The organism is Pseudomonas sp. FSL L8-0168, from assembly GCF_037976155.1.
In the GTDB taxonomy this organism is placed as follows: Bacteria; Pseudomonadota; Gammaproteobacteria; order Pseudomonadales; family Pseudomonadaceae; genus Aquipseudomonas; species Aquipseudomonas paracarnis.
Map to the genome: position 1 here is coordinate 14749 of NZ_CP150262.1, position 26291 is coordinate 41039.

The window sequence follows — 26291 nt, forward strand, 5'->3', positions numbered from 1 at the left end:
GTTATTGGCCGACCTTGAAGCTGTAAGTGCCTTCGCTTTTGTGAGTGTCGACGGACACCGCATGCCATTCGACCTTATACGTGCCGCTTGCCAGCGGAGCGGCAGGCGTGACCACCAGGGTTTTCTTGTCGGCGTCCGGGGTTTCCAGGCCCTTGATGGCAATTTCGGTGCCGTCCTTGCTCAGGGAGACCTTGGTAAAGGTGGCTTCGACGCCTTCGCTGAAGGTCAGGCGCAGGTCTGTGGGGGCGGCGACGCGGCTGTCAGCCGCAGGTTGCGCGCTCTTGAGGTGGGCGTGGGCAAACGCGGCAGAAGCGCCCAGCAGGGCAGTGAACAGGACAGCAGCGGTCAGGGACTTCTTGAGCAACATTGTTCAACACCGATCAGAGGATAGGAGCCGGCAGTGTACGAAGTTTCGGCTTGGCCTGTCGCCCCGATCTAGAGCCGGTGGTAGTCTTTAGGCCGTGTTGTTGTCAGGGAGCCCTTATGGGCAATCACAAGATCGGAATTCGTCGGGTCAACGTCGAGAAAATCCTGCTGGCGGCGGAGAAGGTCTTCGCCAACAAAGGCTATGGCAGCACCGCCATGGCCGACATCGCCGAAGAAGCGCAACTGCCGCGCTCCAACCTGCATTACTACTTCACCACCAAGAGCGAGCTGTACAGCGCGGTGCTGTTCGACCTGCTGGAATTGTGGAAGCAGGACGCCCTGAGCTTTGAAACCTTTGATGACCCCCGTGTGGTGCTCAGCAGCTACATCCGCGCCAAGATGCAGCGCTCGCGCACGCGTCCGTATGGCTCCAAGGTCTGGGCCAATGAAATCATCCACGGCGCGCCCACACTCGGCGAGGCCTTGGATGAAAGCCTGTACGACTGGGCCAAGATGAAGGAAGCGAAGATTCGCCAATGGGTGCAAGACAAACGCATCCTGCCGGTGGAGCCCTCGAGCCTGCTGTACATGATCTGGGCCTCGACCCAGCACTATGCCGACTTTGACCACCAAGTGAAGATTTTGAATGATCACCAGCCGTTGTCGGACAGGCAGTTCGAGAAGGCCATTCAGACAGTGACCGGTGTGATTTTGCGCGGGATTGGCTTGGAACCCTGAGCTGATCGTTCCCACGCTCCGCGTGGGAATGCAGCCCTGGACGCTCTTGCCAGGGTGACGCGGAGTGTCACAGGATGCGTCCCCACGTGGAGCGTGGGAACGAGGGGCAAGGGTTACACCGCTTCGCGGTAAGGATTGCGCGGGTCCTGCGTCCAGTTCAAAAACGGCTTGCCGTTATCGATCGGCACCATCTCGATGCAGCCGGCCACCGGGCAGGTGATCTGGCACAGGTTGCAGCCCACGCACTCATCGTCGATCACCTCATACAGATGCGTGCCATCAGCCTGCTTCAAGCTGGCAATGGCCTGGTGCGAGGTGTCCTCGCAGGCAATATGGCAACGCCCACAGCCAATGCACGCCGCTTGATCAATCTTGGCGATGACCTGGTAGTTGATGTCCAGGTACTTCCAGTCTGTGGTATTGCCCACCGCCCGCCCGGAAAACGCCTGCAGGTTGGCATGGCCCTGGCTGTCCATCCAGCGCGACAAGCCGTCCTTCATCTCTTCAACGATGCGAAACCCATGCAGCATCGCCGCCGTGCACACCTGCACCGCGCCGCAGCCCAGGGCGACGAATTCCGCGGCGTCGCGCCAGGTACCGATGCCGCCGATGCCGCAGATCGGCAGGCCGTTGGTCTGTGGGTCACGGGCGATTTCGGCGACCATGTTCAACGCAATCGGCTTGACCGCCGAGCCGCAGTAACCGCCATGGGTACTCTGGGTGCCGACCACCGGCAGCGCGACCATGCGTTCCAGGTCCACGCTGGTGATGGAGTTGATGGTGTTGATCAGCGACACCGCATCGGCGCCACCGCGATAGGCCGCTCGCGCCGCCACGCGGATGTCGGTGATGTTCGGCGTGAGTTTGACGATCACCGGCAGCGAGCAATAGGTCTTGCACCAGCGCGTCACTTGCTCCACGTACTCCGGCACCTGGCCGACGGCGGCGCCCATGCCCCGTTCGGGCATGCCGTGAGGGCAGCCGAAGTTCAGCTCGATGCCGTCGCAGCCGGTCGCCTCCACCAAGGGCAGGATGTTTTTCCAGGACGCTTCGACACAAGGCACCATCAGCGAGACGATCAGCGCGCGGTCCGGCCAGTCCTTTTTCACCTGGGTGATTTCCCGCAAGTTGATCTCCAGGGAGCGGTCGGTGATCAGTTCGATATTGTTGATGCCCAGCACTTCGCGGTTGGCGCCATAGTGCGCGGAGTAACGCGACGACACGTTCACCGCCGCCGGATCTTCCCCCAGGGTTTTCCACACGACGCCACCCCAGCCGGCCTCGAAGGCGCGCACCACGTTGTAGGCTTTGTCGGTGGGCGGCGCGGAGGCCAGCCAGAACGGATTGGGCGCTTTGATACCGGCGAATACAATCGAGAGATCGGCCATTACGCAGCCTCCACAGTCAGCATGAGTTGGGCATGCATGGCTTCGGCGGCCCGCTTGCCATGTTGTACCGCCTGAACGGTTAGGTCCTGGCCGAGGCTGACGCAGTCGCCGCCGGCATACACCCCTGGGATGCTGGTGCGCAGTTGCTCATCGACGAAGATGCGCTCGCCGACGCGGTGCAGCTGCTGGGCCAGCGGGTCGTGCAGGGCGTCGTTGTCGAAGCCTTGCCCGATCGCCTTGAAGATCGCATCGGCGGCCAGTTCGAAGGTTTCCCCGGTAGGCAGCAGGCGACCGTTCTCCAGGCGGGTGCGGGCAAAGCGCATGCCGCGTACGCGGCCTTGGTCGTCGAGTAACACCTCGTCGGGTTGGGCCCAGGTCAACAGCCGGACTTGATTGGCCTTGGCGATGTCCTGTTCGTGGTGGGTTGCGCCCATGTCGGCCAGACCACGGCGGTACACCAGGTTGACATCGCGGGCACCGAGGCGGGCCATCTGCACGGCCATGTCGATGGCGGTGTTGCCGGCGCCGAGCACGATGCAGCGGTCGGCCAGGGGCAGTTGGGTGAGGTCGTCGGCCTGGCGCAGTTCGCGGATATAGTCGGTGGCGGCGAGCAGGCCGGGGGCGTCCTCAAAGGGCAGGCCCAGCTGTTTGCTGGCAGCGAGCCCCAGGCCGAGGAACACCGAATCGAACTGCTGGTGCAGTTCGCTCAAGGTCAGGTTGTCACCCAGGCGCTGGCCGTGGCGAACCTCGATGCCGCCAATCTGCAGGAGGAAATCCAGTTCCTTCTGGGCGAAGTCGTCCACCAGTTTGTATTTGGCGATTCCGTATTCATTCAGGCCGCCGGCTTTTTCCCGCGCCTCGAATATCACCACGTCATGACCGTGCAAGGCGGCGCGGTGAGCGCAGGCCAAACCGGCAGGCCCGGCGCCGACCACGGCGATACGCTTGCCGGTGGACGCGGCGCGTTGGAACGGGTGTTCGCTGAAGTGCGCGTTGTCGATGGCGTAGCGTTGCAGCAGGCCGATCAGCACGGGGGCGCATTCTTCGGCGTTATTGCGTACGCAGGCTTGCTGGCAAAGGATTTCCGTCGGGCACACCCGTGCGCAACTGCCACCGAGGATGTTGGCCGAGAGGATTTTTTGCGCGGCCCCCTGCACGTTTTCGGTGTGGATATTGCGGATGAACGAGGGGATATCGATCTCGCTGGGGCACGCATTCACACAAGGCGCGTCGTAGCAGTACAGGCAGCGCGAGGCTTCCAGTTGGGCCTGGCGTGCGTTGAGGGGCGGTGCCAGGTCGGTGAAGTGGCTGGCGAGGGTGGCCCCGTCTTCGCGGGGGTGGGGGAGGTGGGTCAGGGTCTGGATCACGGTGTTGGCCTCACGGTTATTGAGGTGCTGCCTCTGATGGGCGATCGTTCCCACGCTCTGCGTGGGAATGCCTCACTGGACGCTCCGCGTCCGCTTTTTTTGGACTCAGCGGTTCACGGCCACTGGCTTGCAAAGCGCTGCCCGCTTGCTCAACTGCTCGAACACCGACGGATACGCCGGCCGCTCCACATACCGTCCGGCCCCTCGCTCGGCGCGCAGGTCACCATCGGCCCACACCAGCTTGCCCTGGCTGATGGTATGGCTGGGCACGCCGCGCACGGTCTTGCCTTCGAAGATGTTGAAGTCCACCTGCTGATGGTGGGTCTTGGCGGAAATGGTCCGCGTGCCCTCGGGGTCCCATAGCACCAGGTCGGCATCGGCGCCTACGCGTATCGCGCCTTTGCGTGGGTAGAGGTTGAAGATCTTTGCGGTGTTGGTGGAGGTCAGCGCGACAAATTCCTGCATCGACAAACGCCCGGTATTGACGCCTTCGTGCCACAGCAGCGCCATGCGGTCTTCAATGCCGGCGGTACCGTTGGGGATCTTGCTGAAGTCGTCACGCCCGGCGGCTTTTTGCTCGGCGCAGAAACAGCAGTGGTCGGTGGCGGTGGTGTGCAGGTTGCCCGCTTGCAGGCCGTGCCACAGCGCCTCTTGATGCCCGCGTGGGCGGAATGGCGGGCTCATTACATAGCCGGCGGCGGTCTGCCAGTCGGGGTGCTGGTACACACTGTCATCGAGCAACAGGTGGCCGGCGAGCACTTCACCGTACACCGCCTGGCCTTTGCCTCGGGCATAGGTGATTTCATCCAGGGCTTCTTTCGTCGACACATGCACCAGGTACAGCGGCGTGCCGATGGTCTCGGCAATCCGGATGGCACGGCTGGCCGCTTCGCCTTCCACCTGGGACGGGCGCGACAGCGGATGGGCTTCCGGCCCGGTGATGCCCTGGGCCATCAGTTTGCGTTGCAGGTGATACACCAGCTCGCCATTTTCGGCATGCACGGTGGGCACGGCGCCGAGTTCCAGGCAGCGTTCGAAACTGGCGACCAAGGTGTCATCGGCCGCCATGATCGCGTTCTTGTAAGCCATGAAATGCTTGAAGCTGTTGATGCCGTGATGGCTGACCAACTCGGCCATTTCCTCACGTACCTGCTCACTCCACCAAGTGATCGCTACGTGAAACCCGTAGTCGGCGGCGGACTTTTCGGCCCAGCCGCGCCACTGGTGGAAAGCTTCCATCAGCGATTGCTGCGGGTTGGGAATCACGAAGTCGATGATCGACGTGGTACCACCGGCCAAGCCTGCCGCCGTGCCACTGAAAAAGTCTTCACTGGCCACCGTGCCCATGAAGGGCAGTTGCATATGGGTATGGGGGTCGATGCCGCCCGGCATCAAGTATTGGCCGCTGCCATCGAGTATTTCAGTGCCTGCGGGAATATCCAGATTCGTGCCAATGGCGCGAATTAGACCCTCTGCACATAACACATCGGCGCGGTAACTTTCATCATGGGTAATAACGGTGGCGCCACGGATCAACAGCGACATGTCGAGTTCCTCACAGGCTTGACCGGCTTGTGCCAGTTCTAAGTGTTGTAATACTGCGCACCGAGGGTCGGTTAATTCCTGTCATCGGTGACAGGAATAGAAACTAGCCCGAGTTTTTCGAATGAGCAAGCAGATTTTTCGCAAACTTTTGTGTGTTTCATCTTGTTGATATTTATAAGAAAAATCCTATTTTCACCAAAATGAAGCATGCCCACCCTGTTTTGACGCACTTGACAGGTTCTTGATCTGATCAATATTTCTTATTGCAAATCAGGCGCTTGAGATATGCCGCTTGACGCCGTCGAGAAATAAAAATAATTGTGATGCACCAGATTGAGACCTGAAGGTTCTGGCAACTTGCGTATTGTTTAGCCTGACGCATGCGGCAAGTACCGCAGGTTCAATTGAAAAGCTGATAAACATCAGCACGTTATATAAGCGGTGCGGGTTCAGAGGCGGTTGTCGGCACGGTTATTGAGTGCACGGGCAGTTGGCCGGAACCCTGGATGTCATGTTGTCGATGCGGTACTCCGGCCACCTGAACCTGGCGTGCAGGTGAGCAACAATAATTTAAAAAAAACCGTGGAGCGGCCATGCAACAGAACAGATCGCAAGTCATCGAGCGCAACGGCCTGTACGAACTCGACGCCGGCCCCGACGTCCTCGACAGCCCTCGCTACAACCACGACATGGCACCCACCAAAGTGCACGAGCGCACCTGGAACAAATGGCACATCACGGCGCTATGGGTCGGCATGTCGATCTGCGTGCCCACCTACACCCTGGGCGGGGTGCTCACGGCGTATTTCGGGCTGTCGGTGGGGGAGGCGCTGGTAGCGATCCTGCTGGCCAATATCGTGGTGTTGATCCCGCTGACCCTCAACGCGTTTCCCGGCACCAAGTACGGCATTCCGTTTCCGGTGCTGTTGCGTTCGTCCTTTGGCATCCTCGGCTCCAACGTACCGTGCCTGATCCGCGCGCTGGTGGCCTGCGGCTGGTTTGGTATCCAGACGATGTTCGGCGGGCTGGCGATCCACCTGTTCCTGGGCTCGATTTTCGACGGCTGGAAAGCCCTCGGCGGTACCGGAGAGGTGATCGGTTTCATGCTGTTCTGGTGCTTGAACCTGTGGGTGGTGCTGCGTGGCGCCGAGTCGATCAAGCGCCTGGAAACCTTGTCGGCGCCGTTGTTGGTGGCGGTGGGGGTTGGGCTGCTGGTATGGGCGATGCCCAACGTGTCCCTCAGCGAGTTGATGGCGATCCCACCCAAGCGCCCCGAAGGCGCCAGCCTCACCGGTTACTTCATGGCGGGGCTCACGGCGATGGTGGGTTTCTGGGCCACATTGTCATTGAACATTCCGGATTTCAGCCGCTACGCCAAGAGCCAGAAAGACCAGATTCTGGGGCAGATTTTCGGCTTGCCGCTGACCATGTTCCTGTTCGCCGCCCTCGGCGTGGTCATGACCGCCGCCTCGGTGAAACTGGTGGGGGTCAGCGTCTCCGACCCGGTGAGTCTGATCGGGCATATACAGAGCCCGGTGTGGGTGGCCATCGCCATGGCGCTGATCATCGTCGCAACCTTGTCCACCAACACCGCGGCGAACATCGTCTCGCCCACCAACGACTTCCAGAACATTGCGCCCAAGCTGATCAACCGCACCACGGCGGTGATCCTCACCGGCCTGGTAGGGCTGGCGCTGATGGCCCATGAACTGCTGAAAAAACTCGGGCTGATCGTCTCGGACGTGAGTCTTGAAACCGTGTATTCCAATTGGCTGCTGGGCTATTCAAGCCTGCTGGGGCCGATTGCCGGGATCATGGTGGTGGACTATTTCATCACCCGCAGACAGCAGTTGGACCTGGCCGGCCTGTACCGCGACGACGTGTACCCGGCCTGGAACTGGAGCGGCTTTATCGCCTTTGGCGTACCGGTGGTGCTGACGCTGCTGTCGCTGGGCAGCGATGCGTTCAGCTGGTTCTACAGCTACGGCTGGTTCACCGGCTCGGCGTTGGGCGGGGTGTTGTATTACGGCTTGAACGCCAAGCGCGGGGCGAGCCCGATCACCGCCAAGGCGCCGTTGTAAACCACGGTCGAGGTGGGAGCTGGCTTGCCTGCGATAGCGGACTATCAGTTAAAGCCGTGTCGCCTGACACACCGCCATCGCAGGCAAGCCAGCTCCCACAGTTGACCGCGTCAATTCATAAGAACCTGTAGCCTGAGGAGACCTCCCCATGAACGCTGCCCTCGACGTTCTGCAATCGCCCCATCAGCACATCAACCGCGACCGTCTGTGGCAGTCGCTGATGGACCTGGCCGAACTCGGCGCCACGCCCAAGGGCGGTGTGTGTCGCCTGGCCCTCACCGACCTCGACCGCAAGGCTCGCGACCTCTTCGTGCAGTGGTGTGAAGCGGCGGGTTGCACCGTGACCATCGACGGCATCGGCAATATCTTTGCGCGCCGCCCCGGTCGCAATCCCGACCTGCCACCGGTAATGACCGGCAGCCATATCGACACCCAGCCCACCGGCGGCAAGTTCGACGGTTGCTTCGGCGTGCTGGCCGGTGTGGAAGTGCTGCGCACCCTCAACGACCTCCAGGTGGAAACCGAGGCACCGCTGGAAGTGGTGGTGTGGACCAACGAAGAAGGCTCGCGCTTCCCGCCGTGCATGATGGGCTCAGGGGTGTTTGCCGAGAAGTTCACCCTGGCCGATACCCTGGCCAAGGTCGATGCGGACGGCGTCAGCGTGGAGGAGGCGTTGAACGCGATTGGCTATGCGGGAACGCGGCCGGTCAGCGGGCATAAGGTCGGCGCGTATTTCGAGGCCCATATCGAACAAGGGCCGATTCTGGAGGATGAACACAAAACCATCGGCGTGGTGCTCGGCGCCCTCGGGCAAAAGTGGTTCGACCTGAAGCTGCGCGGTGTTGAGGCCCATGCCGGCCCTACACCCATGCACTTGCGCAAGGACGCCCTGGTCGGCGCGGCAGCGGTGGTGGCCGCCGTGAACGCGGCGGCGTTGGCGCACCAGCCCCATGCATGCGGCACGGTGGGGTGCCTGCAAGCGTATCCGGGATCGCGCAACGTGATTCCCGGTGAAGTGCGCATGACTCTGGATTTTCGTCATCTTGAACCGGCGCGGCTGGATTCGATGATTGCCCAGGTGCGTCAGGTGATCGAAGACACCTGCGCCAAACATGGCTTGAGTTTCGACATGCAGCCTACGGCGGACTTCCCGCCGCTGTACTTCGACAAAAGCTGCGTGGAGGCGGTGCGCAATGCCGCCAATGGCTTGGGCTTGTCGAACCTGGACATCGTCAGCGGGGCAGGGCACGACGCGATCTTCGTCGCTGAGCTGGGCCCGGCGGGGATGATCTTTGTGCCGTGTGAAGGCGGCATCAGCCATAACGAAATCGAAAATGCCGCGCCGGATGACCTGGCGGCGGGGTGTGCGGTGTTGTTGCGGGCGATGGTGGCCGCTTCAGCGGCCATCGCCAGCGGCCAGCTCGCGGCCTGATCGTTCCCACGCTCCGCGTGGGAATGCACCCTGTGTCGCTCCGCGTCACGATTTTAGAGGCAGACGCAGAGCGTCCTGAGCGGCGTTCCCACGCAGAGCGTGGGAACGATCAGTGGGTATTAACCCGGCTGCCAGCCGCCGCCCAGTGCGGTCAACAGCCCTACGCTCGCCTGCAACTGCCGGGTCTGTACCGCCTGCAACGTTCTCTGTGCCTGCAACGCGGCGGTTTGGGCGGTGACCACATCCAGATAGCTCACTGCCCCGGCCTGATAGCTGTTCATCGCCAAGGCCTGGGTATGTTGCGCCGCCTCTGCCGCCGCTTGCTCGTCCTCGGCTTGCTGCTGCAGATCCCGCAGTTGCGCGAGGTTATCTTCCACCTCGCGCACGGCTTTCAATACGTGGCTACGGTACTGTGCCGCGGCCTCCTCGAACTCGGCCTTGGCCTGGCGCTCGTTGGCGCTCAAGCGCCCGCCGTCGAAGATCGGCAGGTTCATCAGCGGCCCCAGTGCCCAATACCGGTTGCCGGCGGACAGCAGGTTGCCAACACCTTGGGTCTGCCCGCCCAGCACACCGGTCAAACTGAAATCCGGAAACCACGCTGCCTTGGCCACGCCGATCGTTGCGTTGGCCGCAAACACGCGACGTTCAGCTGCGGCAATGTCCGGACGACGCTGCAGCAGGTGGCTGGGCAACTGCGCCGGAATGCCTGGCAACGCCATTAACTGCGAGCTGGGCGGCAGTGAAAACTCACTGGCCGTCACGCCCACCAATTCGCCGATGGCATGTTCGGCGAGGTTGCGCTGGCCACGCACTTCGTCCAGCTGCGCCTTGGCTTCGGCCAGTTGGTTCTGCGCGCGGGTCAGGTCCAATTCCGAGGCAATCTGGCCTTCATAACGGCTGCGGGTCAGTTGCAGCGCCTGGCTGAAGTCTTGCAACGAAGTGCTCAGGATTCGGCGCTGCGCATCCAGCCCATTGAGCTGCACATACAGGCTCGCCAACTGCTGTTGGAGGCTCAAGCGCACCACCGCCAAATCATCAAAGGACGCTTGTGCCTGGGCATCGCCCGCGGCGACCTGGTTGCGGATTCTGCCCCACAGGTCGAGGTCGTATCCCAGGGAGAACCCAGCGGTATTGCTGTTGTACACCGACGGCTGTGTAGTACCGCGTAACGGTCGTGAGTTCGATTGACGCTGGCGCAGCGGTTGCGCGCTGGCGGTGATTTGCGGGAAAAGGCCCGCGTGCAGTTGACTGGCATAGGCCTGGGACGCATCGAAGTGCGCCAGCGCCGCGGCCAGGTCCGGGTTGGCCTTGAGCAGTTGCTGCTGCAGCGCGTTCAGGCGCGAATCGTTGTAGAGCTGCCACCACTGGGGCGCCAGTTGATCTAACGGTTGCGCGCTGTGCCAGGGGCCATCGCTGGTTTGTTCGCGGTAGTGGGCGGGCAGGTCAATCGACGGCACCGTATAGGTGGGCGCCATCGAGCAACCCTGTAACGCCAGCACCATCAGTGCCGCCAGCGACTTAAGCCTTGGGCGCATGCGCACCTCCCGAGGCGGCGGCCAGTTGCACTGGGTCGCCTTCGCGCAGTGCGTCGGGCGGGTTGTCGATGATGCGGTCAGCAGGCTTCAGGCCTTGGTCGATCACCAGGCGCTCGCCGAGGTCCAGGCCAATATGAATGTCTTGCAGGTGCACATGATTGCGCCCGTCCAGCACCGCAACCTGGGTGCCCTGGGCGCGGAAGATCAAGGCGCTGGCCGGGATGCTTACGCCATGGGTGTCAGCCGGAATCGGTAGGGTGACTTCGGCGTAGTCGCCCGGCAGCAGTTCGCCGTTGGGGTTGTCGGCGACGAACTGGGCCAGCAGGGTGCCGGAGCGGCGGTCGATGGCGGTGGAGTCACCGATCAGGCGTGCCTTGAAATGCTCGCCGGGGTGCTCGGGGACGGTCAGTTCGACCTCAAGGCCCGCATGAATGACCGCTGCATAGTTCTGCGGCACCGGCACGTACAAGCGCAATTGGTGGGTGTCGGCAATGTTGAACAGTTCTGGATCGCTGGCGTTATCGGCTTTGATCAACTGGCCGATGTCCGTGTTGCGGGCGGTGATGGTGCCGGCGAACGGCGCGCGCAGGGTCTTGTAGCTTTCCAGGGCGCACAGTCGCGCATAGTCTGCTGCAGCGGCTTCGGTGTTGGCCTTGGCGGCTGCGGCGTTGGAGGTTTTCTCATCGGCGTCCTGGCGCGATACCGAATGGCTGGCCAGCAGGTTTTGCCAGCGGGTCGCCGTGGTGGCTGCCAGGCGTGCATTGGCTTGTTGCTGGATCAGGCGCGCATGGGCCTGGGCCAGTTGTTGGTCAAGGTCGGGGCTGTCGATTTCGGCGAGGATTTGCCCGGTCTTGACCTGGGTCCCGATGTCGACTTTCCAGTCCTTCAAGTAGCCGCTCACCCGCGCATGGATAGCCGCCTTGCTCCACGCCTCCAGGTGGGCGGGCAGGCGCAGGGTGTCACCGCCGGCGTTTGGCTTGGGTTGGAACACCATCACCTGGGGGACGGCGGCGGCTTCGGTCCAGGCAGTGACCGATTGCTCGTGCAGCGTACGCGCGTGCAGGCCGCTGGCGACCAGCAAGGCAGCCAACGTCAGGCCACCGACACCCAGGAGCATCAGGCGCTTGCGCGAGGGTTTTTGATCAGGCGACATGGGGCGTTTCTCCAGCAGTTGCGCGAGTAGGATGACGACCGTGGACAAGGCTGAAGACCACGGGAACAAACAACAAAGTGGCGACGGTGGCGAAGACCAGGCCACCGATGACCGCTCGGCCGAGCGGGGCGTTCTGCTCCTCGGAAATCGCCAGGGGCAACATGCCAATGATCATTGCCAGGGCGGTCATGCACACCGGGCGAAAGCGTGTGTAGCCGGCTTCCAGCGCGGCTTTCAACGCATCGCCATGTTCGGCCAGGCGCTCACGGCAGAAGCTCACCACCAGGATCGAGTTGGCGGTCGCCACACCCATGCACAAGATGGCACCGGTGAGTGCTGGTACCGACAACGAGGTGCCACTGAGGAACAGCATCCACACGATGCCCGCCAATGCTGCCGGCAACGCCGTGATGATCACAAAAGGGTCGGCCCATGATTGGAAGTTGACCACGATCAGCAAGTAGATCAGCACCACCGCGCCGAGCAGTCCGAAGCTCAAACCACTGAACGCCTCATGCAGCGCATCGATCTGCCCGTGCAGGCTGATGGTCGCGCCTTTGGGGCGCATGGACGCCGTGTCATCCAGCACCTTTTGCACATCGCGGGCCACACCGCCGAGGTCGCGACCTTGCACGTTGGCGTACAGGTCCAGGGTCGGTTCGATGTTGTAGTGGGTCACCACGGCCGGGCTTTGTACCCGGGAAATAGTCGCCACGCCGCCGAGGATTTGCGCCTGGCCATTGGCACCGGTCACCGGCAGCGCTTCCAGGGACGGCAGGCTGTCGAGACGGTATTGCGGGGTAGCGGCGACGATGGAGTAAGACACGCCATTGGCCGGGTTGAGCCAGAAGGTCGGCGCGGTTTGCGAGCTGCCGGCGAGGGAGGCGACCATGCTGTTGGTAACATCACGCTCGGTAATGCCCAGGCCATTGGCGCGCATGCGGTCCACGTTTACTTGCAGCGAGGGGTAGCCGGTGGACTGCTGGATGCGCAGGTCGGCAATCCCCGGTACATGTTGCAAGCGCCGTTCAAGCTCGACGGCATAGGCGCGGTTTTCGGCGTCATTGCGCCCGGAGATTTTGACGTCCAGCGGGGCGGGGGCGCCGAAGTTGAGGATCTGGCTGCTGATGTCGGCGGGCAGGAACGCAAAGTGGCTGCCGGGGAAACTTTGCGGCAGGGCTTCGCGCAGTTTTTTCACATAGTCGACGGTGGGCGCGTGGTGCGTTTTCAAGCTGACTTGAATATCGCCATCCTGCGGGCCGATGGTGCCGCTGCTGCTGTAGGCCATGTCGATGCCGCTGAGCGGAATGCCAATATTATCGACGATGGTGTCCAGCTCTTCGGCGGGGATGACCTCGCGGATCCGCGCTTCGATGCGGTCGAACGCCGCGGCGCTTTCCTCGATGCGCGTGCCCAGTGGCAAGCGCACATGCAGGGCCAAGGCACCCGCATCGGTGGCCGGAAAAAAGTCCTGGCCCAGGCTCGGCAACAACAGGAACGACGCGAGTACGCAGGCCAGGAACCCGACAATGAAGCGCTTGCGTGCGCCCAGTGCCAGCGTCAGCAGGCCATGGTAGGTGTCGCGGACATTGGAAAAGTGCCGCTCGAATCCCTGTTGAAAATTCAGCACCGATTGCAGCAACGCATTGCGTGGTTTCGGGTGTTGTTCACCCTCGTGGTGATTGATGAATGCATCTTCCGGATGATGCCCCGCGCCTGGCTCCGGCCTATGCGGTTTGAGCAAAAACATCGCCAGTGTCGGCACCAGGGTGCGCGAGAGAATGAACGAACTGGCCATGGCAAAGATCACCGCCAGCGCCATTGGCCGGAACAGGTAACCGGCGATGCCTTGCAGCAAAAACATCGGCACGAACACGATGCAGATGCACAACAGCGAGACGAACGCCGGGCCGACGATTTGCGCGGCGCCGTCGAGAATCGCGGCCTTCACCGCCTTGCCTTGCTCCAGGTGCCAGTTGATGTTTTCGATGGTCACCGTGGCGTCGTCCACCAGGATGCCCACCGCCAACGCCAGCCCGCCCAACGTCATGACGTTGAGGGTTTGCCCACTGACAGCCAATAGCGCGATGGCCGACAGTACTGCCAGGGGAATCGACGCGGCGATGATCAAGGTCGAGCGCCAACTGCCGAGAAACAGCAGGATCATCGCACTGGTGAGCAGTGCAGCAATGATGCCTTCCTGGGCCACGCTGCCCACCGACTGCTTGACGAACGCCGAGGCATCGCCCAGCAGCGAGGTTTTCAGCGACGGCGGCAGGGTTTCGTCGATGCGCGGCAGCATCTGCCGGATACCGTCGATGATCGACAGGGTGGAGATGCTGCCGTTTTTCAGCGCCGGCATCAGCACGGCGCGATGGCCGTCGACCCGCACGATATTGGTTTGCGGCGGTGAACCGTCGCGCACGTGGGCCACTTGGCCGATGGTGATCAGCGCCCCGTCAACCGTCTTGATCGGCAGGTCGTTGAGTTCATCGATGGACTTGGGGCTGTTATTGAGCAGGATCGTGTATTCGTTGAGGCCCAGCTTGGCGGTGCCCACCGGGATGATCTGGTTCTGCAGCGCCAGGGCATTGCCCACATCCTGGGCCGACAAGCCTTTGGCGGCCAGCGCCTGAGGGTCGAGGTCGAGGGTGATCTGCCGTTGCTTGCCGCCCATCGGTGTAGGCATGGCCAGGCCAGGCAGGGCGCTCAAGGGCAGGCGGATATTGTTCTGCACCAGGTCGCGAATTTTGGCTTCCGACAGGCTGGGGCTGGAAAACGCCATTTGCAGGATCGGCACCGTGGAGGCGCTGTAGTTGAGGATCAGCGGCGGGGTGATGCCCGGTGGCATTTGCTTGAGCACAGTCTGTGACACCGCCGTGACCTGGGCGTTGGCGGTACGGATATCGACGCCAGGCTGGAAGAAGATCTTGACGATGCCCATGCCGGGCAGCGATTGCGACTCGATATGTTCGATGTCGTTGACGGTGGTGCTCAGGGAGCGTTCGTAGGTGTAGATCACCCGACCGGCCATGGCGTCCGGGGACAGGCCGCTGTACTGCCAGACCACGGCGACCACGGGAATGCCGATATCGGGAAAAACATCCGTGGGCGTGCGCAGGGCCGCCATCGGCCCGATGATGCAGATGAATATAGCCAGCACGATGAAGGTGTACGGCTTGTGCAGTGCGGTCTTTACCAGCCCGAGCATGCGTGAGTCTCCGAGAAGAGCAGGATTGCAAACCCCGGCAGTCTTGACCGACCCACCTAACACGCACCTTTCAGCCAGGTGAAGGAAGTTTTAGTCAAGGGCTGAAGATACTTTCATAGGGATTCATTTGTTCCAGGAAGGGCGGCTCATCAAGCTTGTCAGCCATCGGATACGCCCTTTTTACATCTGCCCTTTGGAGCGCTGTCATGTCACTCAAACCGCTGTTGTTAGTTCCCGTCCTTGGCTTTGTCTGTTTGTTGTCGGCGTGCGCCGGCCCGATCCCCAAGGCGGACCCCAGCCAAGCCTGGATCGGCTTGCAGGAAGAAGCGCCGAATGACCTGATGGCCGAGCGTGTCGATGGCAAGCGCGTGGACGATGGGCGCTATTTTGAAGTGACCCCGGGGGACCATCGCCTGGACGTGACTTTATTTGAAGACGAGCCGGGTGATGACAACCAGCAGGACTGCCAGGGCCGCATCGAGTACAAGCACTTCAAGGCAGGTGAGCACTACACCCTGGTGGAATCGAGCCTGGGCACCACGGTGCGTGCGTCCCTTGAGGACGGCCACGGCAAGGAAATTGCCGCGACCCAGGACTTCAATTGCATGCCTGGCTAGGCGTGATGCGCCGTCGTCTTGCGTGGCTCGGCGGGTTCAGCAGGTTTGACGTGGGGATGATGATGCCGGCGCGTCACGCGCATGACCCCCCACAGCATGGCGGCGGCGACGGCCAGCCAACCACAGATCAACAGGAAAATCGTTGTCGCAAGGCTCATTCGGGCCTCCTTTCGCCCACTTGGGGCACACACAGTCTTCTCAATGGACAGTCTAGCCAGCCGGCGGTTGCCTGCTATTGACCAATGGTCGAGTCTGTCCAACTTGTTTGCTCTATCAGCGCCGCTTTACTGGGCCAGTGGGCTATACCGGCGGGGCGGGGCGCCCTATGATCGGGGCCTTTACCGGCAGTTGATCAAGAGAGTGAAAAAATTGCGCTTACGGTCGAACCTTAAAACTTCCTTGCTGCTGGCCGTTGCCCTTGGGCTGGCGGCCTGTTCCAGTACCCCGTCGAAACTGCCAGGCTTGCCGGAGCGCGTTGAACTCAATGGCGTGCCAACCTTTCGCAGCGAGGCTTATCAGAGTGGTCCTGCGGCACTTGCCAGCATGCTGTCGCAACAAGGCATTGTCATGACACCGGGTTTGCTTGATAAACCACTGCGCCTGCCCGGCGCCGAGGCGGACCTTGAACGCAACATGCAGGTGCTGGCGCGTGAGTATGGGCTGATGGTGTACCCATTGGACGCCAAGCTGACCGCCGTGTTTGCCCAGGTAGCGGCGGGTTACCCGGTGATGGCGCGGATCAACGCCAGCTATTGGTCCGGGGAGCGTTATGTCGTGGTGGTGGGGTTCAACCAGCAGAAAAGTACCGTGCTGTTGCGCTCAGGCAAGGAGCGTCGATTGAGCATGAGCTTCAGCGACTTCGATTCGGCGTGGAAGGGCGCGGGCCATTGGGCCATCCTCACCCAGCGCCCGAGCCAGTTGCCGGCCAACGTGGATGCGCAGCGCTGGCGCGATGCGGCCAACGCCACGGCGCAGGCGGGGCAGGAGCAAGCGGCGGCCCAAGCGCTCAAGGTGTTGGCAGAGAAGAAGTGAAACTCAAATGTGGGAGCGGGCTTGCTCGCGAAGGCGCAGTGTCAGTCGCTGAATGCTTAGGCTGACCCACCGCATTCGCGAGCAAGCCCGCTCCCACACTAAAATCGCTGTTTATCGACGTACTTCCGTAGCAGTCGCTCGATTCTTGAGGTTCTTATCGGCCTTGTAACGCAGCGCCACATCCGGCACGGCGCCGCCTTTGCCGGTCTCGACCCAGCTACGAATACGGCTGGCATCGGCAAAGTGGGTGAACTTGCCAAAGGCATCCAGGATTACCAGCGACACCGGGCGATTGCCCATGCTCGTCACCAGCACCAGGCAATGGCCGGCCTGGTTGGTGAAGCCGGTCTTGGTCAGCTTGATATCCCAATTGGCGCGGTTGATCAGGTGGTCGGTGTTGGAGAAGCCCAAGGTGTAGTTGGGCTTGCGGAACGACACAGTCTTTTCCTTGGTGGTGCTCAACTGGCTGACCATCGGAAACTTGCGCGCATAGGCCAGCAGCTTGCTCAGGTCGCGGGCGGTCGAGACGTTATGAATCGACAGGCCAGTGGGCTCCACGTAGTGGGTGCTGGTCATGCCCAGGGACTTGGCCTTGGCGTTCATCGCGGCGATGAAGGCCGAATAACCGCCTGGATAGTGGTGGGCCAGGCTGGCGGCGGCGCGGTTTTCCGAAGACATCAGCGCGATCAGCAGCATTTCCTTGCGCGGCATCTGGCTACCGATCTTCACCCGGGAGAACACGCCTTTCATCTCGGGCGTGTCGGTGATGTTGATGTCGATGTACTCGTCCATATTCTGCTTGGCTTCGAGGACGATCAGGCCGGTCATCAGCTTGCTCACCGAGGCGATGGGTACAACCACGTCGGGGTTGCTGGAATATATGACTTTATTGGTCTGCAAATCGACCAGCATGGCGCTGCCGGAGGCGATCTGCAGCTTGGAGGCGTCACGCGGGGCCAGGGTGGTTTCGGCGGCGTGGGCGAAGGTACCTGCCAAAGCAAAAAACAGGCTGACAATAGAAAGACGAATTTTCACGCGGATGAACTCGCTAAAAAAGTAAGGAAATGCCGTTGTAGAACGGATCTTGTGACAAATGACGTTACATTTTAGGAGTATGGATGAAGAACTGTCGAATGTTCTTCTAGAACCAGACGAAAGTGCTTAAAAACTAAGAAAAAACGGTTTTTTTACGTGCAATAAAAAGCCCTGCGCTAAGGCAGGGCTTTTTCATTACGCCTGGTTATTAACCGTGCAGGGTTTCCGCTGCGTACAAGGTGTTTTCCAGCAGGCAGGCCCGGGTCATGGGCCCGACGCCGCCTGGCACTGGCGTGATCCAGCCAGCGCGGGGCAGGGCGGTTTCATACACCACGTCGCCCACCAACTTGCCGTCTTCCTGGCGGTTGATGCCCACGTCGATGACGATGGCGCCTTCCTTGATCCACTCACCCTTGACCAGGCCTGGCTTGCCGGCGGCGACTACCACCAGGTCAGCGCGGCCGACGTGGCCGGCCAGGTCCTTGGTGAAGCGGTGGGTGACGGTCACGGTGCAGCCGGCCAGCAGCAACTCCATGGCCATCGGGCGACCGACGATGTTCGATGCGCCCACCACCACAGCGTCAAGGCCATACAGGTCGACACCGGTGCTTTCCAGCAGCGTCATGATGCCTTTGGGGGTGCATGGGCGCAGCAGGGGAATGCGTTGTGCCAGGCGGCCGACGTTATAAGGGTGGAAACCGTCGACGTCTTTGTCCGGGCGGATGCGCTCCAGCAGCTTGGAGGCGTCCAGGTGCTCGGGCAGTGGAAGTTGCAGCAGGATGCCGTCCATGTTCGGGTCATCGTTGAGGCTGTCAATCAGGTCGGTCAGGGCCTGTTGAGTGGTGTCCGAAGGCAAGTCATAGGCCTTGGAAATAAAGCCGACCTCTTCACAGTCTTTACGCTTGTGCGAGACATAAACCTGAGAGGCAGGATCGCTGCCGACCAGGATCACCGCGAGGCCAGGCGTGCGCAGGCCTTGCTGGCTGCGCTCGGTGACTCGTTTGGCGATCTGCTGGCGCAGGCTGGCGGCGATTGATTTGCCGTCGATAAGTTGTGCAGTCATTACGCGTGATTAACCATCGAGAGGGGGAAGAAAAGTGCGCGCATTCTCGCATGCCAAGGCGCGAGGGCAAAGGCGCTTGGTCTGCAAATTGCCCTAACCCCTTAAATAAAATCAGTTTTTTTCAAAAAAGATTTGACGGGTTTCCGGGGCATCTATACTATTCGTCGCACTTGTCGGGCACAGCCTAGCACTGGTTAAGAAGGTCAAGCAGAATAGTTGTACTGCAAGGCTGGAAGCACTTAGTTTGTAATCCTCCAAGAGTACAGATTAATAAGGCGCCCGTAGCTCAGCTGGATAGAGCATCCGCCTTCTAAGCGGATGGTCGCAGGTTCGAGTCCTGCCGGGTGCGCCATTAGGCAGCTTTGGCACAAGTAGCGCTATATGGTGGGCGTAGCTCAGTTGGTAGAGCACGGGATTGTGACTCCCGTTGTCGAGGGTTCGATCCCCTTCGTCCACCCCATATTCTGAAAAGGCGCCAGATTTAACAGTCTGGCGCCTTTGCTTTAAGAGCTTCAAGCGCGGATGTGGTGGAATTGGTAGACACACTGGATTTAGGTTCCAGCGCCGCGAGGCGTAAGAGTTCGAGTCTCTTCATCCGCACCAATTAAAGCTTTTCCCGGTCGTCAGGCGGGGCAGGGCTCAACAAAGAAGTGGTTTGGTTTCTTTGTTAACGCAATATGGTGGGCGTAGCTCAGTTGGTAGAGCACGGGATTGTGACTCCCGTTGTCGAGGGTTCGATCCCCTTCGTCCACCCCATATTCGAAAGGCGCCAGATTTAACAGTCTGGCGCCTTTTTTGGTTTTGGCGGTTTGAGATTGGGTGGTCGCAGGTGCTGGGCTGCCCCGGCAGGGCGTGTCGTCGTATTTGTGTATCTCGATGATGCCGCGTTGCTTGCTCGCTCTGTTCGCAGGGCGAGCCGTCAGGGAGATGGATGCGTGTTCCTTCTATATATAGAGAGGGGCGGCGCAGAGCCCTGGCGCAATTTGGCTGTATTTGTCACCGGGGCGAGGTACTTCAGTGCTTTCGTACCGATAAATTGCCGGCTGTTTTCCGCTGTGTTTTCAGTAGGGTGACTTCTTGAGTTTGACCCACTAGAATGCATGCCCTTGATTGGGGTCGGAAATGGCCGGCTAATGTCTGTGCAACGAGGAATATCCATGCAAGTTTCTGTTGAAAATACTACTGCTCTCGAGCGCCGCCTGAGCATCACCGTGCCGGCAGAGCGTATCGAGACTGCGGTCAACAAGCGTCTGCAGCAGACTGCCCAAAAGGCCAAGATCGCTGGTTTCCGTCCAGGCAAAGTGCCGATGAGCGAAATCAAGCGTCGTTTTGGTGCCGATGCGCGCCAGGAAGCTGTAGGTGACGTGATCCAGGCTTCTTTCTACGAAGCCGTTGTCGAGCAAAAGCTGAACCCGGCAGGCTCGCCTTCGATCGAGCCCAAGTCCCTGGAAGCGGGCAAGGACCTGGAATACGTTGCCGTATTCGAAGTGTTCCCGGAATTTGAAGTGGCCGGTTTCGACGGTATCGAAATCGAGCGTCTGAGCGCCGAAGTGGCCGATTCGGACCTGGACAACATGCTGGAAATCCTGCGCAAGCAGAACACTCGTTTTGAAGTGGCCGACCGTGCCGCCCAGAACGAAGACCAACTGAACATCGATTTCGTTGGCAAGGTTGACGGCGAAGTCTTCGCTGGCGGCTCCGCAAAGGGCACTCAACTGGTGCTGGGTTCCAACCGCATGATCCCTGGTTTCGAGGACGGCCTGGTTGGCGCCAAAGCCGGCGAAGAGCGCGTTCTGAACCTGACTTTCCCTGCTGACTACCAGAACCTGGACCTGGCTGGCAAAGCCGCCGAGTTCACCGTTACCGTCAACAGCGTTTCCGAGCCTAAGCTGCCAGAGCTGAACGAAGAGTTCTTCGCCCAGTTCGGCATCAAGGAAACCGGCATCGAAGGCTTCCGCACCGAAGTTCGCAAGAACATGGAGCGTGAGCTGCGCCAGGCTATCAAGTCCAAGGTCAAGAACCAGGTCATGGACGGTCTGCTGGCCGCCAACCCGATCGAAGTGCCTAAGGCCCTGCTGTCCAACGAAGTGGATCGTCTGCGCGTTCAAGCGGTTCAGCAGTTTGGTGGCAACATCAAGCCTGACCAACTGCCGGCCGAGCTGTTCGAAGAGCAAGCCAAGCGCCGCGTTGTGCTGGGCCTGATCGTGGCTGAAGTGGTCAAGCAGTTCGACCTCAAGCCAGACGAAGACCGCGTTCGTGAAATGATCCAGGAAATGGCTTCGGCCTACCAGGAGCCTGAGCAGGTCGTGGCTTGGTACTACAAGAATGAGCAGCAGATGAACGAAGTACGTTCGGTTGTGCTGGAAGAACAAGTTGTGGATACTGTTCTGCAGAAGGCTAAGGTGACCGATAAAGCGGTCTCTTACGAAGAAGCAGTCAAACCGGCGGAAGCAGCACAAGCCGACTGATTGTCCAACTCGTTGGAAATTCAACCATAAGCCAGCCTCGCGCTGGCTTATGCGTTTTCAAGACATGACTATTTGGGAGTAACTGCAGAGCATGTTCCGTAATTCCTATATTCAGCAGAACTCTGATATCCAGGCCGCAGGCGGCCTGGTCCCGATGGTTGTCGAGCAGTCCGCTCGTGGCGAACGCGCCTACGACATCTACTCGCGCCTGCTCAAGGAGCGAGTGATCTTTCTGGTTGGCCCGGTAGAGGACTACATGGCCAACCTGATCTGTGCGCAATTGCTGTTCCTTGAAGCGGAAAACCCGGACAAGGACATCCATCTCTACATCAACTCACCGGGCGGTTCGGTGACTGCGGGCATGTCGATCTACGACACCATGCAGTTCATCAAGCCAAACGTGTCGACCACCTGTATTGGCCAGGCGTGCAGCATGGGCGCCTTCCTGCTGACTGCGGGTGCCGAAGGCAAGCGTTTCTGCCTGCCGAACTCGCGCGTGATGATTCACCAGCCGCTGGGCGGTTTCCAGGGCCAGGCGTCGGACATCGAAATCCACGCCAAGGAAATCCTCTTCATTCGTGAGCGTCTCAACACGCTGATGGCCAAGCACAGCGGGCGCACCCTGGAAGAAATCGAGCGCGATACCAACCGTGACAATTTCATGAGCGCTGAAGCCGCCAAGGAATACGGGTTGATCGACGCAGTGATCGACAAGCGCCCCGCTTAATATAAGCCGCTCAAAATAGGGCTGGTCGGCATGTCCGACCACTGGCGGGCTTGAAAAAGCCCGCATAAGCCTTCATCTTGTGTTGCAAGCCTATCGGATTTGGATCGAACGAATGACTGACACCCGCAACGGCGAGGACAACGGCAAGCTGCTCTATTGCTCCTTCTGTGGCAAAAGCCAGCATGAAGTACGCAAATTGATTGCCGGCCCCTCGGTGTTTATCTGCGACGAATGCGTCGACCTGTGCAATGACATCATCCGTGAGGAGGTGCAGGAAGCCCAGGCCGAGAGCAGTGCGCATAAATTACCTTCGCCTAAAGAAATCAGCGGCATCCTTGACCAGTACGTCATTGGTCAAGAACGTGCAAAGAAGGTTCTGGCCGTAGCGGTGTACAACCACTACAAGCGCTTGAACCAGCGTGACAAGAAAGGTGATGAGGTTGAACTCGGCAAGAGCAACATCTTGCTGATCGGTCCTACAGGCTCGGGTAAAACCCTGCTTGCAGAAACCCTCGCTCGCCTGCTGAACGTTCCGTTCACCATCGCCGACGCCACCACCCTCACCGAGGCTGGCTACGTGGGTGAAGATGTCGAGAACATCATTCAGAAACTGCTGCAGAAGTGCGACTACGACGTAGAGAAAGCCCAGATGGGTATTGTCTACATCGACGAGATCGACAAGATCTCGCGCAAGTCTGATAACCCGTCGATCACCCGGGACGTTTCCGGTGAAGGCGTGCAGCAGGCCCTGTTGAAACTGATCGAAGGCACGGTTGCGTCCGTACCGCCGCAAGGTGGTCGCAAGCATCCGCAGCAGGAATTCCTTCAGGTTGATACGCGTAACATCCTGTTCATTTGTGGCGGTGCGTTCTCCGGTCTGGAGAAGGTGATTCAGCAGCGTTCCACCCGTGGCGGCATTGGTTTCAGTGCGGAAGTGCGCAGCAAGGAAGAGGGCAAGAAGGTGGGCGAGTCCCTGCGTGAAGTCGAGCCTGACGATCTGGTCAAGTTCGGTCTGATCCCGGAATTCGTTGGCCGTCTGCCAGTCCTGGCCACGTTGGACGAGTTGGATGAGGCGGCTTTGATCCAGATCCTCACCGAGCCGAAAAACGCCCTGACCAAGCAATACGGCAAATTGTTCGAGATGGAAGGTGTAGACCTCGAGTTCCGGACCGACGCGCTGAAATCGGTGGCCAAGCGAGCACTGGAGCGTAAGACCGGTGCACGTGGCCTGCGTTCTATCCTCGAAGGCGTGTTGCTCGACACCATGTACGAAATCCCCTCGCAGTCTGAGGTGAGTAAAGTGGTGATCGATGAAAGCGTGATCGAAGGCAAGTCCAAGCCACTGTATATCTACGAAAACAGTGAGCCGGCTGCCAAGGCTGCACCCGACGCATAAGCGTTCAGCAGTTGCGGTACAAGCAAGGGGCCTCTAGGGGCCCCTTGTCTTTGGGGGCGTTTCTTAGGGCGGTGGTTAAATTCGCGTGTATTCATGCGTTTAACTACTGGCATTGAGCTTGTTTTTTTTGCATGTAACCCCCATCTTGGTTTCAAGCTTATTTTTGAACTGTCATAGAGGCGAAATCATGAAGACAACCATCGAATTGCCTCTCCTGCCGTTGCGCGATGTCGTCGTCTATCCGCACATGGTTATCCCGCTGTTCGTGGGGCGCGAGAAGTCTATCGAAGCCCTCGAGGCCGCGATGACGGGCGACAAGCAAATCCTGCTGTTGGCCCAGAAGAATCCCGCTGATGATGATCCGGGTGAAGATGCCCTGTATCGCGTCGGCACCATTGCCACTGTCCTGCAATTGCTCAAGCTGCCCGATGGCACCGTCAAGGTGTTGGTCGAAGGTGAGCAGCGCGGTGCCGTAGAGCGCTTTATGGAGGTGGACGGCCACCTGCGCGCGGAAGTGGCGCTGATCGAAGAAGTCGAAGCCCCGGAGCGTGAATCCGAGGTGTTCGTGCGCAGCCTGCTGTCGCAGTTCGAGCAATATGTGCAGTTGGGCAAGAAAGTCCCGGCTGAAGTCCTGTCTTCGCTCAACAGCATTGATGAACCGAGCCGCCTGGTCGACACCATGGCTGCACACATGGCGCTGAAGATCGAGCAGAAGCAAGACATCCTCGAAATCATCGACCTGTCGGCCCGTGTCGAACACGTATTGGCGATGCTGGATGGCGAAATCGACCTGTTGCAGGTTGAGAAGCGTATCCGTGGCCGCGTGAAGAAGCAGATGGAACGTAGCCAGCGCGAGTACTACCTGAATGAGCAGATGAAGGCCATTCAGAAGGAGCTCGGCGACGGCGAGGAAGGCCACAACGAAATCGAAGAGCTGAAAAAGCGTATCGATGCCGCTGGCCTGCCCAAAGACGCCCTGACCAAGGCCACCGCCGAGCTGAACAAGCTTAAGCAGATGTCGCCAATGTCGGCCGAAGCCACTGTGGTGCGCTCGTATATCGACTGGTTGGTGCAAGTGCCGTGGAAGGCCCAGACCAAGGTGCGCCTGGACCTGGCCCGTGCTGAAGAGATTCTCGACGCTGACCATTACGGTTTGGAAGAGGTCAAGGAGCGCATCCTTGAGTACCTCGCCGTGCAAAAACGTGTGAAAAAAATCCGCGGTCCGGTGCTGTGCCTGGTCGGGCCTCCAGGTGTGGGTAAAACTTCCCTGGCGGAATCGATTGCCAGCGCGACTAACCGCAAGTTCGTGCGCATGGCCTTGGGTGGCGTGCGTGACGAAGCTGAGATCCGTGGTCATCGCCGTACCTACATCGGTTCGATGCCAGGAAGATTGATTCAAAAGATGACAAAAGTGGGTGTACGCAACCCGCTGTTCCTGCTCGATGAAATCGACAAAATGGGCAGCGACATGCGTGGCGACCCGGCGTCGGCCTTGCTCGAAGTGCTTGATCCCGAGCAGAACCATAATTTCAACGACCATTACCTGGAAGTCGACTACGACTTGTCTGACGTAATGTTCTTGTGCACCTCCAACTCCATGAACATTCCGCCAGCCTTGCTGGATCGGATGGAGGTGATTCGTCTGCCGGGCTACACCGAAGACGAGAAGATCAACATCGCGGTCAAGTACCTGGCGCCCAAGCAGATTTCGGCCAACGGCCTGAAGAAGGGCGAGATCGAATTCGAGGTCGAGGCGATCCGTGACATCGTGCGCTACTACACCCGCGAGGCCGGTGTACGGGGCCTTGAGCGCCAGATCGCGAAGATCTGCCGCAAGGCGGTGAAGGAGCACGCGTTGGAAAAACGCTTCTCTGTGAAGGTGGTCGCCGATTCCCTGGAACACTTCCTGGGCGTGAAGAAATTCCGCTACGGCCTGGCCGAGCAGCAGGATCAGGTCGGCCAGGTGACTGGCTTGGCGTGGACCCAGGTTGGTGGCGAATTGCTCACCATCGAAGCGGCGGTGATTCCGGGCAAAGGCCAGTTGATCAAGACCGGCTCCCTGGGTGATGTGATGGTCGAATCCATTACGGCCGCGCAGACCGTGGTACGCAGCCGCGCCCGCAGCCTGGGCATCCCGCTGGACTTCCACGAGAAGCACGACACCCATATCCACATGCCGGAAGGGGCGACCCCCAAAGACGGCCCTAGCGCTGGCGTAGGCATGTGCACGGCGCTGGTATCAGCGTTGACCGGCATTCCTGTGCGCGCTGATGTCGCGATGACCGGAGAAATTACCCTGCGTGGCCAGGTATTGGCGATCGGTGGTCTGAAAGAGAAATTACTCGCTGCGCACCGAGGTGGAATCAAGACCGTGATCATTCCTGAAGAGAATGTTCGCGACTTGAAGGAAATTCCTGACAATATCAAGCAGGATCTTCAGATTAAACCGGTTAAATGGATTGACGAGGTCCTGCAAATTGCGCTGCAATACGCGCCGGAGCCCTTGCCGGATGTGGCCCCGGAGATCGTCGCGAAGGACGAAAAACGCGAGTCCGATTCCAAGGAAAGAATTAGCACGCATTAATGTGTTGGAGCCTGGGGGGCTTCCTTGACAGCTTTTTAGAGCCCTTGTTATAAAGCGGCTCTTAAGTGTCTGTAGGCCATTCAGCACTGGTTTTGCTTTTTACCAAAAAACTTAGAATCATACTCAATAGATATATAAGGGGACTTAGAGTGAACAAGTCGGAACTGATTGATGCTATCGCTGCATCCGCTGATATCCCGAAAGCTGCTGCTGGCCGTGCGCTGGACGCAGTAATCGAATCCGTCACTGGCGCTCTGAAGGCCGGCGACTCCGTGGTACTGGTAGGCTTCGGTACTTTCTCTGTGACTGACCGCCCAGCTCGCACTGGCCGTAACCCACAGACCGGCAAAGCACTGCAAATCGCTGCTGCCAAGAAACCAGGTTTCAAAGCCGGTAAAGCCCTGAAAGAAGCCGTTAACTAAGCTTCGTTCAAGCCTTTGCTTACCCGGGTCGGACGCAGGTCTGGCCTGGCAGCGGAGCGGTAGCTGACCCACGTATCGGGTCGCCACGCCGGGGGTGCAGATTCGAACCCCCGTCCGCTCCGCCAGTTACG

General features: G+C 59.9%; 20 protein-coding genes and 4 tRNA genes. 14 read left to right on the plus strand and 10 right to left on the minus strand.

Features of this window, described 5'->3' with window-relative positions; all coding sequences use genetic code 11:
- Position 1 precedes the first annotated feature (1 nt).
- A complete protein-coding gene (gene copC, locus MHH62_RS00075; RefSeq protein ID WP_014719001.1) occupies positions 2-367 on the minus strand; it encodes a copper homeostasis periplasmic binding protein CopC in 366 nt (121 codons plus the stop codon).
- A 116-nt stretch (positions 368-483) separates the two neighbouring features.
- On the opposite strand from copC, the gene MHH62_RS00080 reads away from it, so the two are divergent.
- Positions 484-1104, plus strand: a complete 621-nt coding sequence (locus tag MHH62_RS00080; protein WP_014719000.1) for a TetR/AcrR family transcriptional regulator — start codon at positions 484-486, stop codon at positions 1102-1104.
- 113 nt (positions 1105-1217) lie between these two features.
- Here the strand turns inward: MHH62_RS00080 and preA are convergent, their stop codons facing one another.
- The 3 genes from preA to hydA form a co-directional block, all read right to left on the minus strand.
- A complete protein-coding gene (gene preA / locus MHH62_RS00085) occupies positions 1218-2492 on the minus strand; it encodes an NAD-dependent dihydropyrimidine dehydrogenase subunit PreA (RefSeq protein ID WP_014718999.1) in 1275 nt (424 codons plus the stop codon).
- A complete protein-coding gene (locus tag MHH62_RS00090; protein ID WP_014718998.1) occupies positions 2492-3859 on the minus strand; it encodes an NAD(P)-dependent oxidoreductase in 1368 nt (455 codons plus the stop codon). Before MHH62_RS00090 ends, preA begins: the two co-directional genes overlap by 1 nt.
- A 105-nt stretch (positions 3860-3964) precedes the next feature.
- Positions 3965-5404, minus strand: coding sequence for a dihydropyrimidinase (gene hydA / locus MHH62_RS00095; RefSeq protein WP_019818077.1), 1440 nt, complete (start codon positions 5402-5404; stop codon positions 3965-3967).
- A gap of 593 nt (positions 5405-5997) precedes the next feature.
- On the opposite strand from hydA, the gene MHH62_RS00100 reads away from it, so the two are divergent.
- On the plus strand, positions 5998-7485 hold the full coding sequence (locus MHH62_RS00100) for an NCS1 family nucleobase:cation symporter-1 (protein ID WP_019818076.1): 1488 nt from the start codon (positions 5998-6000) through the stop codon (positions 7483-7485).
- A gap of 148 nt (positions 7486-7633) precedes the next feature.
- Positions 7634-8917 carry a Zn-dependent hydrolase gene (locus tag MHH62_RS00105; RefSeq protein WP_020301675.1) on the plus strand — a complete coding sequence of 428 codons (1284 nt, stop codon included), beginning with the start codon at positions 7634-7636 and terminating at the stop codon, positions 8915-8917.
- A 119-nt stretch (positions 8918-9036) separates the two neighbouring features.
- Here MHH62_RS00105 and MHH62_RS00110 read toward each other — a convergent pair whose 3' ends face one another.
- From MHH62_RS00110 to MHH62_RS00120, 3 genes are read right to left on the minus strand one after another with little or no spacing between them, the layout of a single operon-like run.
- The gene (locus MHH62_RS00110; RefSeq protein WP_339232201.1) at positions 9037-10452 is read right to left on the minus strand and encodes an efflux transporter outer membrane subunit; all 1416 of its coding nucleotides are present in this window, start codon (positions 10450-10452) and stop codon (positions 9037-9039) included.
- Positions 10436-11605: an efflux RND transporter periplasmic adaptor subunit gene (locus tag MHH62_RS00115; RefSeq protein ID WP_020301673.1), complete on the minus strand. Its 1170-nt coding sequence runs from the start codon at positions 11603-11605 to the stop codon at positions 10436-10438. Before MHH62_RS00115 ends, MHH62_RS00110 begins: the two co-directional genes overlap by 17 nt.
- A complete protein-coding gene (locus MHH62_RS00120) occupies positions 11595-14816 on the minus strand; it encodes an efflux RND transporter permease subunit (protein ID WP_339232203.1) in 3222 nt (1073 codons plus the stop codon). The genes MHH62_RS00115 and MHH62_RS00120 overlap by 11 nt, the downstream gene beginning before the upstream one ends.
- Positions 14817-15022: 206 nt before the next feature.
- On the opposite strand from MHH62_RS00120, the gene MHH62_RS00125 reads away from it, so the two are divergent.
- Positions 15023-15433 carry a hypothetical protein gene (locus MHH62_RS00125; protein WP_003192269.1) on the plus strand — a complete coding sequence of 137 codons (411 nt, stop codon included), beginning with the start codon at positions 15023-15025 and terminating at the stop codon, positions 15431-15433.
- On the opposite strand, the gene MHH62_RS00130 is transcribed toward MHH62_RS00125, so the two are convergent.
- Positions 15430-15591, minus strand: a complete 162-nt coding sequence (locus MHH62_RS00130; protein ID WP_003192266.1) for a hypothetical protein — start codon at positions 15589-15591, stop codon at positions 15430-15432. The two genes, MHH62_RS00125 and MHH62_RS00130, sit on opposite strands and share 4 nt — an antisense overlap.
- A gap of 211 nt (positions 15592-15802) precedes the next feature.
- Between MHH62_RS00130 and MHH62_RS00135 the strand changes: the two genes are divergently transcribed.
- Entirely contained in the window at positions 15803-16465 is a 663-nt protein-coding gene (locus tag MHH62_RS00135) for a cysteine peptidase family C39 domain-containing protein (RefSeq protein WP_032903451.1), read from the plus strand.
- 111 nt (positions 16466-16576) lie between these two features.
- Here MHH62_RS00135 and pbpG read toward each other — a convergent pair whose 3' ends face one another.
- On the minus strand, positions 16577-17500 hold the full coding sequence (gene pbpG, locus MHH62_RS00140; RefSeq protein WP_339232204.1) for a D-alanyl-D-alanine endopeptidase: 924 nt from the start codon (positions 17498-17500) through the stop codon (positions 16577-16579).
- Between the two features lie 208 nt (positions 17501-17708).
- The gene (gene folD, locus MHH62_RS00145; RefSeq protein WP_014718989.1) at positions 17709-18563 is read right to left on the minus strand and encodes a bifunctional methylenetetrahydrofolate dehydrogenase/methenyltetrahydrofolate cyclohydrolase FolD; all 855 of its coding nucleotides are present in this window, start codon (positions 18561-18563) and stop codon (positions 17709-17711) included.
- Between the two features lie 275 nt (positions 18564-18838).
- Here folD and MHH62_RS00150 point away from each other — a divergent pair.
- The 9 genes from MHH62_RS00150 (at position 18839) to MHH62_RS00190 (ending at position 26160) form a co-directional block, all read left to right on the plus strand.
- Positions 18839-18915, plus strand: a tRNA-Arg gene (locus tag MHH62_RS00150).
- A gap of 32 nt (positions 18916-18947) precedes the next feature.
- Positions 18948-19023 (plus strand) — tRNA-His (locus MHH62_RS00155).
- A 58-nt stretch (positions 19024-19081) separates the two neighbouring features.
- Positions 19082-19166, plus strand: a tRNA-Leu gene (locus tag MHH62_RS00160).
- A gap of 77 nt (positions 19167-19243) precedes the next feature.
- A tRNA-His gene (locus tag MHH62_RS00165) sits at positions 19244-19319 on the plus strand.
- A gap of 401 nt (positions 19320-19720) precedes the next feature.
- The gene (gene tig, locus MHH62_RS00170) at positions 19721-21031 is read left to right on the plus strand and encodes a trigger factor (protein WP_014718988.1); all 1311 of its coding nucleotides are present in this window, start codon (positions 19721-19723) and stop codon (positions 21029-21031) included.
- Between the two features lie 91 nt (positions 21032-21122).
- On the plus strand, positions 21123-21758 hold the full coding sequence (gene clpP / locus MHH62_RS00175; RefSeq protein WP_003192255.1) for an ATP-dependent Clp endopeptidase proteolytic subunit ClpP: 636 nt from the start codon (positions 21123-21125) through the stop codon (positions 21756-21758).
- A gap of 112 nt (positions 21759-21870) precedes the next feature.
- Positions 21871-23154 carry an ATP-dependent Clp protease ATP-binding subunit ClpX gene (clpX, locus tag MHH62_RS00180; protein ID WP_003192254.1) on the plus strand — a complete coding sequence of 428 codons (1284 nt, stop codon included), beginning with the start codon at positions 21871-21873 and terminating at the stop codon, positions 23152-23154.
- 187 nt (positions 23155-23341) lie between these two features.
- Entirely contained in the window at positions 23342-25738 is a 2397-nt protein-coding gene (gene lon, locus MHH62_RS00185; RefSeq protein ID WP_003192252.1) for an endopeptidase La, read from the plus strand.
- Between the two features lie 149 nt (positions 25739-25887).
- A complete protein-coding gene (locus MHH62_RS00190; RefSeq protein ID WP_003174819.1) occupies positions 25888-26160 on the plus strand; it encodes an HU family DNA-binding protein in 273 nt (90 codons plus the stop codon).
- Positions 26161-26291 lie beyond the last annotated feature (131 nt).